Below are 12,567 nucleotides of genomic sequence, written 5' to 3'. Positions count from 1 at the left end.
CTCCAGATTTTCAATTCAAAGGTCATTAACAGAAGTCTGATCAAGAGCAAGCTGGTAGGGCCTTACGGAACTGTGCGAAGCCATGGATGGCGTAGCCAAGCGTACATGGACGTATTCACAGCGTGTTTCGTAAGGCCCTACCAGCTTGCTCGTGCCACCAAGGCTAAAACACGAACACCGCCATTCAGGCGGTGTCGATAGGTTTAAAACTCTTCACAAGGTCGTCAACAGCCTTAACTCGCTGCAGAAACGGCTCAAGTTGGCTCAGACGCAGCGCACAAGGACCATCGCACTTGGCTTCATCCGGGTTCGGGTGAGCCTCAAGAAACAGCCCAGCCAAACCCTGGGTCATGCCAGCCAACGCCAGGTCTGTAACCTGAGCACGGCGACCACCGGCCGAATCGGAACGCCCACCCGGCATTTGTAGCGAGTGAGTGACATCAAACATTACCGGCACATTCATGGCCTTCATGATGCCAAAACCAAGCATATCGACCACAAGGTTGTTGTACCCGAAGCTGCTGCCCCGCTCGCACAAGATAACCCGGTCGTTTCCGGCTTCTGCGCACTTGATGATGATGTGCTTCATCTCCTGCGGAGCAAGAAACTGGGCCTTCTTGATGTTGATCGCCGCGCCGGTTTTCGCCATGGCGACCACCAGATCAGTCTGGCGACTCAGGAAAGCAGGTAACTGGATGATGTCACACACTTCAGCGGCAGGCGCTGCCTGCTCTGGCTCGTGAACATCAGAAATAATCGGAACACCGTACTTGCTTTTGATATCGGCCAGAATCTGCAAGCCTTTCTCAAGACCCGGCCCCCGGAAGGAGTTAACCGAAGAACGGTTGGCCTTATCAAAAGACGCTTTAAATACGTAAGGAATGCCCAACTTGCTGCACACCTCAACGTATTTTTCAGCAACCTCAAACGCCAGGTCGCGGGACTCCAGAACGTTCATACCGCCAAACAGCACGAACGGCTTGTCGTTGGCGATGTCGATATCAGCAACAGTAACGGTGCTCTGAGCCATGATCAGGATTCCTTGCGGTTCGCCAGCGCTGCTTCAACGAACCCCTTGAACAACGGGTGGCCATCGCGGGGTGTCGAAGTGAATTCCGGGTGGAACTGACAGGCAACAAACCAGGGATGGTCCGCCACTTCCACCACTTCTACCAACTTACCGTCAGTGGAGCGACCGGAAACAACCAAACCTGCGGCTTCCAGCTGTGGCAGGAAGTGGTTGTTTACCTCATACCTGTGGCGATGACGTTCGCGGATAGTTCTTCTGCCGTAGCAGTTGGCAATGTTCGAGCCCTCAGTCAGCACACAATCCTGCGCACCCAGTCGCATGGTGCCGCCAAGATCGGAGTCGTCTGTGCGTTCTTCGCGCTCACCGGTCGCATCCAGCCACTCGGTGATAAGGCCCACAACTGGCTCTGGCGTGTGCGCACGGAATTCGGTGCTGTGGGCATCAACCAGACCGGCTTTGTTACGAGCGTATTCGATAACAGCCACCTGCATACCCAAGCAAATACCCAAATAGGGAACCTTGTTCTCTCGGGCATACTGAACCGTGCGGATTTTGCCCTCCACACCACGCTCACCAAAACCACCGGGAACCAGAATGGCATCAGCACTCTCAAGCACAGCAGTGCCGTCGCGTTCGATGTCTTCTGAATCAATGTAATTGATCTTTACTTTGGTACGGGTCTTGATGCCAGCATGCAGCAGGGATTCGATCAGTGATTTGTAGGCCTCGAGCAGTTCCATGTATTTGCCAACCATGGCAATCGTCACTTCCTGCTCAGGGTTCATCAGTGCTTCGACAACACCGTCCCAATCACCAAGGTCCGCTTCGCGTGCATCAAGCCTGAAGTGGTCAATAACCAACTGGTCCAGGCCATGTTCGTGCAGCATGCGGGGAATAGCGTAAATGGACTTTGCATCACGCATCGGAATAACAGCGCGCTCTTCCACGTTGGTGAACAGCGCGATCTTCCGACGGGAGCTGGCGTCCACTTCATGTTCTGAACGGCACAGCAGAATGTCTGGCTGCAAACCGATAGAGCGCATTTCCTTCACGGAATGCTGAGTCGGTTTGGTTTTGATTTCGCCGGCAGTCGCAATGTAAGGCACCAGCGTCAGGTGCATAAACAGCGCACGGGCAGAACCCACTTCAACCTTCAGCTGACGGCAGGCTTCGAGAAACGGCAGGGATTCAATATCACCAACGGTACCGCCCACTTCAACCAGAGCTACATCCGCACCGGCTGCGCCTTCGACCACGCGACGCTTGATCTCGTCGGTAATGTGGGGAATAACCTGAACAGTACCACCAAGATAATCACCGCGGCGTTCTTTGCGTATAACCTCTTCATACACCCGGCCAGCCGTGAAATTATTACGGCGGCTCATGGGCGTGCGAATAAAACGCTCATAATGGCCAAGATCGAGGTCGGTTTCAGCGCCGTCTTCGGTGACATAGACTTCACCGTGCTGGAACGGGCTCATGGTGCCTGGGTCAACGTTTATGTATGGGTCCAGCTTGAGGATAGTGACCTTCAGGCCGCGTGCCTCAAGGATCGCAGCCAATGAGGCCGATGCGATACCTTTCCCCAGTGAGGACACAACACCGCCGGTGACGAAAATATAACGCGTCATGCAGATTCCATGATTATCAGGTTCTGTGAAGGAGGGAGATTGTCATCTCAAGATGGGACGCCAGACTACCAGAAAGCCCTCAACGACTCAATCACAATCCCGCTCTACAATCAGCTGCAAGCCTGCAGCCGGCGCCTTCCCGCAGTATTGTTCAGAACACCATAAATCGCCAATGGCGATGAGTTCTTTTTCCGGCTCCACACCCCTGAAAACCAAGGGTAGACGCAGCCTTTCCCAAGGTGGAACCGCCTGTTCCTGCAGCCACTTTTTCAGTGATTTTGACTGACCTCCAGCGTGAAAACGTATGCGTTCTCCACCCTGCCTCGTACATATTCGTATTGGCGGCGTAGCGGCTTTCGCTGTAAACGATGGAATCAGACGGATCGTCCATTCGCCCCACTGCACCGGCTCGCCAAATTGAAGCGTTACAGGTTCCTTTGGCAAGTCAGCGGACTCAGGAACCAAATACAGCTCGCCCTGAAAACGTCGAAGGCTGTAATTGTCACCCCGCAATTCCGGAGATCGATCCTCCGCAGCTTGCAATAGATCGCCCAACACCTGTGACCAATCACTTATTGAAGGGACATCATATCCGGCTCGCAGGACCCACCAACGCAGAAGATTCTTCTGTTCCACCAGAGAAAGCGCACCCAACCCCGCCACCGGGAGGCGACGTTTATGCCCTCCCAATGACCGCCACTGCAACTCCGCCAGCCGCTGGTTCAAAAAATCGCTTTCTGAGCAAGCGCCCGCACTGTGCCGCAGTCGCTGATTCAGCCCGGGCCAGCGCTTTTTTAATGCCGGAAGAATGCTGATACGGAGGAAGTTTCGATCGAATTTCTGATCTGTATTGCTGGGATCATCAACCCAGGAAAGTCCGGCCTGACGAGCGTGAAGCTCGAGTTCCGCCCGATCGACTCCCAGCAACGGCCTGGCAAGGCGGCCCTGACCTAAGGGGCGGGTTTCAGGCATACCTGCAAGACCGGCGACACCGCTGCCACGGAACATTCGAAACAGTACTGTTTCAGCCTGATCATCACCATGATGGGCCATCAGCAACACATCATCAGGCTCAAGAAGTGTTTCGAAAACACTGTAGCGGGCCTTACGTGCCGCCTCTTCGAGGCCCTCTCCAGGGCCGGCACCGAGCTTGACCGACACTGGCTGAACAGTAAGAGGAATATCCAACTCGGCGCAGAATTCCCGGCAAAAGACTTCCGTATCGCCAGCATTGGCCTGAAGCTGATGGTTGATATGCAACGCTCGCACTCCGGAATGGCAGAGTGCGGCAAGATGCAAAAGAAGGGTGGAATCCAGGCCGCCACTGAGGGCAACCCAAAGACGCCGGTAGCCAGAAATGGCTTTAACCGGCGCAAGCAACGCCTCCGGAAAGGCGTACCCCATTGCGGGCTTAACGCCCGGTGTCATAGCGGGTCAACCGCTCGTACCGCCGGGAGACTAGTTCATCCAAAGGCAGACGGCTTAGCTCTGCCATACCGTTCGCGAGGGTCTCGCGCAGCCCTTCAGCCATTTTCTCCGGGTTGCGATGAGCACCACCCAAAGGCTCAGTGATTACATTGTCCGCAAGCCCAAGATCTTTCAGGCGATCTGCAGTAACACCCATGGCCTCTGCTGCGAGAGAGGCAAATTCCGCACTCTTCCACAAAATAGACGCACAGCCTTCCGGCGAGATCACCGCATACGTCGAGTACTGCAGCATATTCAACTGGTCGCATACGCCAATGGCCAACGCACCACCCGACCCACCTTCGCCGATAACAGTGGAAATGATGGGTGTTTTTAGGCGAGACATCACCGCCAGGTTAAACGCGATGGCTTCACTCTGACCGCGCTCTTCAGCGCCAATACCGGGATAGGCTCCTGGAGTATCGATAAATGTCAGAATTGGCATTCTGAAGCGCTCTGCCATTTCCATTAAGCGCAAGGCCTTGCGATAGCCTTCCGGGCGCGGCATTCCGAAGTTGCGTTTTACCTTGTCCCGCACTTCCCGCCCCTTCTGGTGACCAATAACCATCACGGGCTTATCGTTCAACCGTGCAGTGCCGCCCACAATGGCTTGATCATCTGCATAACGGCGGTCGCCATGGAGCTCATCGAAATCATCAAAGATCATCTCGATGTAATCCAGGGTGTAGGGCCGGCGTGGGTGCCTGGCAAGACGAGCAACATCCCACGGGTGCAAATCGGAGAATATGCTCTCCGTCAGACTGACGCTCTTCTTTTTCAGCCGTGTAATCTCGTCAGAAATATTGATGTCGGTGTCGTTGCCCACCATGCGAAGCTCTTCAATCTTCGCTTCAAGGTCGGCAATCGGCTGTTCGAAATCCAGATAATTAGGGTTCATGATGTTCCATCATTTTATTACCAGGCGGGACAGCGCGCCGCCTATTCAGAATTTGGTACAAAGATAGCAGTGCCCGGGTCATGGCTAAAGCGGACATTGGTATGAGTCCGCAATCTGACAGATATTTAACTTTCCGCGCCGCTCTTTGTCTTTCTCACTCAATCATAGACCAGTTCCACGCACTGGTCGCCCACCAGATACTTCAGTTCCAGCAACAAGCTATCATCTGGCCGCACACGCCACGTTTCGCCCAGCTCAATTCGGGTGCTGGCTTCGGGGCTGCTGTACTCAATCCACACCGGGCTACCCTCGCAACGAAACGGCCTTAGTGTGCTATCAATCTTATCCAGAAAGCCATTTTGAAGCTGGTCGGCGTGAAGGTTCAATTTTAATCCTTTGCTGAACTGCTTCCGGGCGCTGGGCACATCCATTACCGAGCTGACGCGCATTTTCATCTGGCCAGAATAATCATCGTGGCTCACCTGTCCCTCAACCACAATCACCTGATCCGATTGCAGCAACTCCCGATTCTCGAAGAAGGCTTCAGAAAACAGGGTGGCTTCAATGCGCGCACTGCGGTCATCCAGCGTGATAAAGCACATGGTGGAGCCTGTGCGCGTTTTCATGGTGCGCTGTGCTATCACCAGCCCGGCAACCCGCTGAGGAGATTTGTTGGGTTTCAGGTCCGAGATGGAAGAACGCACAAAACGGCGAACTTCGCGCTCATATTCATCGAACGGGTGCCCAGTAAGATAGAGGCCCAGAGTGTCTTTCTCACCTTTCAGCCGCTGTTTCTCCGGCCACTCACGCACGTCAGCCACATCGACATAAGGATCGCCGCCATCCTCGGCTTCCAGCATATCGCCAAACATATCCATCATGCCTACGGATTCGTTGCGCGACTGTTGATCAGCCTGCTGAACCGCTTTAGGAATGCTGGCCATCAACTGGGCCCTGCTGGCACCAAGTTTGTCCATGGCCCCTGAGCGAATCAGCGCTTCCATTGCTCGTTTATTTATTTTTTTCAGATCAACCTTGCGGCAAAAATCGAAAATATCCTGATACGGCTCGCCACTTGCACGCCCTTCCACAATGGCCTGGATGGGGCCTTCACCCAACCCCTTGATCGCGCCAAGGCCATATACAACCTGTCCTTCGTCGTTAACGGTGAAGGTGTATTCCGAACGACTGACATCTGGCAGTACCAAATCCAGCTTAAGATTGCGGCACTCTTCAACCAGCGTGACGACCTTGTCTGTGTTCTGCATATCTGCGGTCAGAACAGCAGCCATAAACTCGGCCGTATAATGGGCCTTCAGCCATAACGTTTGATAAGACACCAGCGCATAGGCGGCGGAGTGGGATTTGTTAAAGCCGTAGCCAGCAAACTTTTCAACGAGATCAAAGATGTTTTCCGCGAGTGTTTTGTTAATGCCATTGCCTTCGCAACCATCGAGGAAGAACTGCTTCTGCTTGGCCATTTCCTCGGGCTTTTTCTTACCCATGGCACGGCGCAACATGTCCGCGTTACCCAGGCTATACCCACCCATCACCTGAGCAATCTGCATTACTTGCTCCTGGTAAAGGATAACCCCGTAGGTGGGTTCCAGAACCGGTTTCAGGCCTTCATATTGGTAGTCCGGGTGCGGGAAGGACATCGGCTGTTTGCCGTGCTTACGGTCGATAAAGTCGTCAACCATGCCTGACTGCAGTGGCCCTGGGCGGAACAGCGCCACCAGTGCGATCATATCTTCCAGGGAGTCGGGCTGCAGACGGCGAATCAGGTCCTTCATGCCGCGGGATTCCAGCTGGAACACGGCGGTGGTTTCCGCCTTCTTCAGCATGACGAACGAAGCCGGGTCATCCAGTGGAATTTCACTGATGTCCAATGGAGGAAGGCCTCGACCTTCCCGCCGCGGGTTAATCATTTTCAGGGCCCAGTCGATGATGGTCAGCGTTCGCAGACCAAGGAAGTCGAACTTCACCAGCCCGGCATCCTCCACATCGTTTTTATCGAACTGGGTCACCAGGCTGCCACCATCATCATCGCAATACAGCGGTGAGAAGTCGGTAATTTTGGTAGGCGCGATTACCACGCCACCAGCGTGCTTACCTGCGTTTCTGCACACACCCTCTAGCTTCAGGGCCATTTCCCAAATTTCCTGGGCTTCTTCATCCTGCTCCAGAAATTCCTTGAGCGCAGGCTCCTGCTCTATCGCTTTGTCCAGAGTCATCCCCACTTCAAAAGGGATCAATTTGGACAGTTTATCTGCCAAGCCGTAGGACTTACCCTGAACCCGGGCAACGTCCCTTACTACTGCCTTCGCCGCCATGGTACCGAAGGTAATAATCTGGGATACCGCTTCCCGGCCATACTTTTCAGCCACATAGGCAATAACCCTATCCCGCCCTTCCATACAGAAGTCGACGTCGAAGTCAGGCATGGATACCCGTTCGGGGTTAAGGAATCGCTCGAACAGCAAGTCGTACTCAAGCGGATCCAGATCCGTAATCAACTGGGCATAAGCAACCAGCGAGCCAGCACCGGAACCACGGCCAGGCCCAACGGGCACGCCGTTATTCTTGGCCCATTTGATGAAGTCCATAACGATCAGAAAGTAACCGGGGAATCCCATCTGGATGATGATATCCAGCTCGAATTTCAGCCGTTTAAAATAGGCGTCACGCTTGCTGTCGTATTCCGGGTCGTCTTTAGAAAGGGTTTTTGCCAAACGATCTTCAAGACCGTCCTCAGATACCTTGCGGAAGTACTCGTCCATGGTCATGCCTTCCGGCACCGGGTAATTGGGCAGGAAGTACTCGCCCATACGCACGGTGACCGAACAGCGCCGAGCTATCTCCACGGTGTTCGCAATGGCTTCGGGGATATCACTGAACAGCTCAATCATTTCCTCAGCACTGCGCAGGTATTGCTGATCGCTAAAACGGCGATCACGGCGCGGATCATCCAATGCCCGGCTTTCACCGATGCAGACTCGAGCCTCGTGGGCCTCAAAATCCTCAGCCTCAAGAAAATGCACGTCGTTGGTAGCAACAACCGGCAGCCCCAATTGTTGGGCCAACTCAACACTCATGTGCAGGCAATCTTCGTCACCGGGACGACCCGTTCTTTGCAGCTCCAGATAATAAGATCCGGGATAGAGTTTCATCCAGTACTCTGCCCTGGCTTTTGCAAGCCCGGGTTTATCCGCCAGCAAAGCCTTGCACACATCGCCCATTTTGGCGCCAGACATGGCAATAAGGCCTTCCGTTCTTGGCTCCAGCCATTTGCGCTGGATAATCGGTTTGCCGTACTTCTGCCCCTCGGTATACCCAAGGGAAATGATTTCCGTAAGGTGGAGGTAGCCTTTGTTATTCCGGGCCAGCAGCGTCAGGCGGAACGGGCTCTCCGGCTCATCCGGGTTCTCCAGCCAGAGATCCGCACCTATAACAGGCTTAACGCCTGCACCGGTCGTTGCCTTGTAAAACCGGACCAGAGAGCACATGTTCGACTGCTCGGTCAGGCCTACGGCCGGCATGCCCAATTCCACCACTCGTTTGACCAGAGGCTTAACGCGAACGAGGCCGTCCACCATGGAATGTTCTGAGTGCACGCGAAGGTGTACAAAAGTCTGCGACATAGCGTCAGCTGGTTCCTGCTTATTTATTTAGAGTGTCGATTAACGGCGCCTGAAAATGCCTCTTTAAAATGCCTATAGCAATCAGTCGCCAATCAATGCACGTATATCTTCTTCTGTCTGGGGACCAAAACGGGCCTCCAGAAGATCTCCGTCGGGGGTCACAACAAAGGTTGCTGGCAAGGCAACCGGGCGCTGCCAGTCAAATTCAGGGCCTGGATCGTTTGCAAGCATGGTGTACTCAATACCCATACGCTGGCCGAGAGCAACCAGTTGCTCACCCTTCACGTCGTCAAAATTAACCCCGAGCACAGTAATGTCAGGGGCATTGTCCAGTTCGTTAAACTCCGGTATTTCTTCCAGACAGGGCTTGCACCACTCGGCCCAGTAGTTCACCAAAACCCACTGACCCCGCAGGTCGCTCCAGGCCAGTTTTGTGCCTTCTGCCCTTTCCAGCTCAATTTTTTGGCAGCCTGCCAGTAAAGCTATTAGAAACAGGGCAACTGTAACGACTGCTCTCCGCGGTAACCGGGGAATGACAGGGTTCTGCAAGGGAAAACCTCCTGTTAGACTGCTCGCCACAAACTATTGCGGCTCCACTTCAACAAACAGGCACGAACATGACAGAACCCATTCGGATTTTCCACAACCCGCGCTGTTCAAAATCTCGCCAGACACTTGAACTGCTAACAGACCGAGGTATTGCGCCGGAGATTATACGCTACCTGGAAACGCCACCAACAGAGCGGGAGCTTTCCGATATCCTTGACGCGCTCGACCGCCAACCCCGCGAGCTCATGCGTACCGGCGAACGTGAATTCAAGGAACTTGGCCTGGACAACCCGGATCTGAGCCGCGAACAGCTGATTGCTGCTATGGTAGCAAACCCGAAACTGATTGAGCGGCCTATTGTGTTTGCCAATGGTAAAGCCGCCGTTGGCCGACCACCTGAGAACGTACTCAAAATTCTTTAATTACACGAACACCGTTTTAAGGAAACCAAAGTGCCCGAGCAACTGCCGTACATCCTGATTCTCTACTACAGCCGCACAGGGCAGACCGCAGAGTTGGCAAGCCAAATAGGCCGCGGGGTCGCCAGGGTGCGCGGTATTGAGGCAAAGCTGCGCTCTGTTCCTGTAGTCTCACCCGACACCGAGGCATCGTTACCAGCGGTTCCTGATGCCGGCGCTCCCTATGCCAGTAAGTCCGATCTCGCCAACTGTGCCGGCTTGGCCATTGGCAGCCCTACCCGCTTTGGCAACATGGCAGCACCGCTCAAACACTTTCTGGATACAACCGGCGATCTGTGGCTGAACGGCGCGCTTGTTGGCAAGCCAGCTGGGGCATTTACGTCAACCGGCAGCCTGCACGGTGGTCAGGAAGCCACAATCCTGACCATGATGATCCCGCTGCTTCATCACGGCATGGTGTTGTGCGGTTTACCCTACACAGACGAAAACCTGAGTAAGACCACAACCGGGGGTACACCTTACGGCCCCTCGCACTGGGCCGGCACCGGTGAGCAGCAACCCCTGAGCAACCATGAGAAGGCGCTTTGTCAGCTCTTCGGTGAACGCCTGGCAAAATTGGCGCTCAAACTGGCTGATTGATACGAACACGGCCATGCCGCGTAACGCTTTTTATACTTTTCTGGAATCTGATAATGCTCCACAACCCCAAAGCCCGGAACACTGCAAAAGCAACCCAGTTTCTCTATCTGGCGGTGCTGGCCACACTTCTGATTACAACCTTTTATCCAGCGCCCATCGAAGGGGTCTCCATTGCCCTGATGTTATCCGTCAAGCTGATTCCTCTGCTGGCGCTGATCGTTCCCGTGTTCCGTGGCAACAATCGTGGCTATATCTGGCTGGCCTTTGTGGTAATTTTCTATTTCACCCAAGCGGTCGTTACATCGTGGTTAAGTCAGGGCGCACTTGGCCCGGTCGTTCTTATGATACTCACGCTCCTGTTATTCATCATGGCAATGGTTCACCTGAAGGTGAACCGGCCGCTTGCAGGCTGACATGCTCCAATACCGGAAAGTGACACCCTATGCCTAACTCCACTAAAACAGAGCAAGCATCGCTGGCATCTCCATTGAAGCCGCCCGCGCCCCCGCGCAGCACTCTGACGTTGCGGGATGTCTGTACGGCATTGGTCACCGATGGCGAAATCGGCCAGGAGAGCGCTGAACGGGTGCTTTCCGCCAATCTTGGTGCCGCCAGCAACCACACAGCGAAGCGCCATCCGCTGGAGCTTGTGGCCATTGCAGGGCTCACCAGTGAAAAAAGTGGCAAGGTTCTGGATCTTGAGCGACTCACAAAGTGGCTGGCAGATTGGGCCGGCCAACCTTATTACCATATCGACCCTCTGAAAATAGACACGCCGGCCATTGCCCGGGTCATGTCTTATGCCTTTGCCCAGCGCCACGACATACTTGCGGTTGAGATCGGGCAGGATGAAATACTGGTAGCCAGCGCCGAGCCCTTCAAGGTTGACTGGGAAGCCAACCTTCGTCAGGCAGTACGCAAGGATATCCGCCGGGTGGTGGCGAATCCTGAAGACATCCGCCGATACTCCGTCGAGTTCTACCAACTGGCCAACTCCGTCAACAAGGCCAGTGGTGGCCAAGCCCCCGCTAACAAGGCGGGCCAACAAAACCTCGAACAGCTGCTGGATTTAGGTGCCAGCGACAGTGCCGATGCCAACGACCAGCACGTTGTGCGCATCGTGGACTGGCTCTTGCAGTACGCATTTGATCAGCGCGCATCAGACATCCACATAGAGCCTCGCCGCACCCTGACTCACATCCGCTTTCGCATTGATGGCGTGCTGCACAGTGTTTACGAGTTTCCTGAACATGTGGGCATGGCCATCACCAGCCGATTGAAGATTTTGGGGCGATTAAACGTCGCGGAAAAGCGCCGCCCTCAGGATGGCCGCCTGAAAACCCGAAAACCCGACAACAGCGAAGTCGAGCTGCGCCTGGCCACCATGCCAACGGCGTTCGGGGAAAAAATGGTAATGCGGATATTTGACCCGGATGTGCTGCTGAAATCTTACGAACAGCTGGGGTTCAATCGCGAGGACCGGGAACGCTGGCAGGAAGTTACATCGAAACCCCACGGGATCGTACTGGTTACAGGTCCCACAGGCTCAGGTAAGACCACGACCCTGTATTCAACCCTGAAACAGATCGCCTCTGCCGAACTGAACGTCTGTACCATTGAAGACCCCATCGAGATGGTTGAGCCGGCGTTCAACCAAATGCAGGTTCAAACCAACATTGACCTGACGTTTGCATCGGGTGTTCGGGCCCTGCTCAGACAAGACCCGGACATTATCATGATTGGTGAAATCCGCGATCTGGAAACCGCAGAAATGGCAGTGCAAGCAGCACTGACCGGGCACTTGGTACTTTCTACCTTGCATACCAACGATGCGCCGAGTGCCCTGACGCGAATGATGGAATTGGGCATCCCGCCCTACCTGATTCGCGCAACCGTGTTAGGCGTTATGGCCCAACGCCTGGTTCGAACACTTTGCTCCTACTGCAAAGCAACGGCGCCTGTTGACCTTCAGGCATGGCAGACCCTTACCAAGCCGTGGAAAGCTCCGCCACCAAAGGAATTCCATAAACCCGTGGGTTGCCTGGAGTGCCGCAACACAGGCTACCTTGGCCGTGCAGGGGTGTATGAAATCATGACACTTTCCGGTGCACTGACAAGCCAGATTACAGACCACTGCGAGCTGGAACAGTTGCGGCTGGACGCCTACCGGGAAGGCATGAAGTCGCTACGCTTGAGCGGCGCCCAGAAAGTGGCTAGCGGCCTGACCACGGTTGAAGAAATACTCAGGGTAACGCCGGCAAGCCAGCGCTGATGCAAAGGTAATCTCACAGTC

The 12,567-nt window shown here is 54.6% G+C and carries 10 protein-coding genes; 4 read left to right on the top strand and 6 right to left on the bottom strand.

The genetic code is table 11. From position 1 onward, the window contains the following. Nucleotides 1–184: 184 nt before the first annotated feature. The 6 genes from kdsA to Q0824_RS00110 form a co-directional block, all read right to left on the bottom strand. A complete protein-coding gene (kdsA, locus tag Q0824_RS00135) occupies nucleotides 185–1,030 on the bottom strand; it encodes a 3-deoxy-8-phosphooctulonate synthase (RefSeq protein ID WP_298446763.1) in 846 nt (281 codons plus the stop codon). Between the two features lie 2 nt (nucleotides 1,031–1,032). After that, the gene (locus Q0824_RS00130) at nucleotides 1,033–2,661 is read right to left on the bottom strand and encodes a CTP synthase (RefSeq protein ID WP_298446762.1); all 1,629 of its coding nucleotides are present in this window, start codon (nucleotides 2,659–2,661) and stop codon (nucleotides 1,033–1,035) included. 87 nt (nucleotides 2,662–2,748) lie between these two features. Next, complete coding sequence (gene tilS / locus Q0824_RS00125) at nucleotides 2,749–4,089, bottom strand: tRNA lysidine(34) synthetase TilS (protein WP_298446761.1); 1,341 nt, start codon at nucleotides 4,087–4,089, stop codon at nucleotides 2,749–2,751. Beyond that, the gene (gene accA, locus Q0824_RS00120) at nucleotides 4,073–5,026 is read right to left on the bottom strand and encodes an acetyl-CoA carboxylase carboxyl transferase subunit alpha (protein WP_298446760.1); all 954 of its coding nucleotides are present in this window, start codon (nucleotides 5,024–5,026) and stop codon (nucleotides 4,073–4,075) included. Before accA ends, tilS begins: the two co-directional genes overlap by 17 nt. 158 nt (nucleotides 5,027–5,184) lie before the next feature. Continuing rightward, nucleotides 5,185–8,667, bottom strand: a complete 3,483-nt coding sequence (gene dnaE / locus Q0824_RS00115; protein WP_298446758.1) for a DNA polymerase III subunit alpha — start codon at nucleotides 8,665–8,667, stop codon at nucleotides 5,185–5,187. A gap of 81 nt (nucleotides 8,668–8,748) precedes the next feature. Further along, nucleotides 8,749–9,216, bottom strand: a complete 468-nt coding sequence (locus Q0824_RS00110; RefSeq protein WP_298446756.1) for a TlpA disulfide reductase family protein — start codon at nucleotides 9,214–9,216, stop codon at nucleotides 8,749–8,751. A 68-nt stretch (nucleotides 9,217–9,284) separates the two neighbouring features. Here Q0824_RS00110 and arsC point away from each other — a divergent pair, with 68 nt between their 5' ends. From arsC to Q0824_RS00090, 4 genes are read left to right on the top strand one after another with little or no spacing between them, the layout of a single operon-like run. After that, nucleotides 9,285–9,638: an arsenate reductase (glutaredoxin) gene (gene arsC / locus Q0824_RS00105; protein ID WP_298446754.1), complete on the top strand. Its 354-nt coding sequence runs from the start codon at nucleotides 9,285–9,287 to the stop codon at nucleotides 9,636–9,638. Between the two features lie 30 nt (nucleotides 9,639–9,668). After that, nucleotides 9,669–10,274: an NAD(P)H:quinone oxidoreductase gene (wrbA, locus tag Q0824_RS00100; protein ID WP_298446753.1), complete on the top strand. Its 606-nt coding sequence runs from the start codon at nucleotides 9,669–9,671 to the stop codon at nucleotides 10,272–10,274. A gap of 53 nt (nucleotides 10,275–10,327) precedes the next feature. Next, nucleotides 10,328–10,687, top strand: coding sequence for a DUF2069 domain-containing protein (locus tag Q0824_RS00095; RefSeq protein WP_298446751.1), 360 nt, complete (start codon nucleotides 10,328–10,330; stop codon nucleotides 10,685–10,687). Between the two features lie 29 nt (nucleotides 10,688–10,716). Then, a complete protein-coding gene (locus tag Q0824_RS00090) occupies nucleotides 10,717–12,546 on the top strand; it encodes a GspE/PulE family protein (protein ID WP_298446749.1) in 1,830 nt (609 codons plus the stop codon). Nucleotides 12,547–12,567 lie beyond the last annotated feature (21 nt).

Origin of the sequence: uncultured Marinobacter sp. (genome assembly GCF_947488835.1) — a bacterium.
GTDB lineage: Bacteria > Pseudomonadota > Gammaproteobacteria > Pseudomonadales > Oleiphilaceae > Marinobacter.
This window is presented reverse-complemented; position numbering and strand designations above follow the sequence as displayed.

Coding starts and splice junctions, on each gene's coding strand:
- kdsA (WP_298446763.1), bottom strand. CDS start 1,030: ATGGCTCAGAGCACCGTTACTGTTGCTGATATCGACATCGCCAACGAC.
- Q0824_RS00130 (WP_298446762.1), bottom strand. CDS start 2,661: ATGACGCGTTATATTTTCGTCACCGGCGGTGTTGTGTCCTCACTGGGG.
- tilS (WP_298446761.1), bottom strand. CDS start 4,089: ATGACACCGGGCGTTAAGCCCGCAATGGGGTACGCCTTTCCGGAGGCG.
- accA (WP_298446760.1), bottom strand. CDS start 5,026: ATGAACCCTAATTATCTGGATTTCGAACAGCCGATTGCCGACCTTGAA.
- dnaE (WP_298446758.1), bottom strand. CDS start 8,667: ATGTCGCAGACTTTTGTACACCTTCGCGTGCACTCAGAACATTCCATG.
- arsC (WP_298446754.1), top strand. CDS start 9,285: ATGACAGAACCCATTCGGATTTTCCACAACCCGCGCTGTTCAAAATCT.
- Q0824_RS00095 (WP_298446751.1), top strand. CDS start 10,328: ATGCTCCACAACCCCAAAGCCCGGAACACTGCAAAAGCAACCCAGTTT.
- Q0824_RS00090 (WP_298446749.1), top strand. CDS start 10,717: ATGCCTAACTCCACTAAAACAGAGCAAGCATCGCTGGCATCTCCATTG.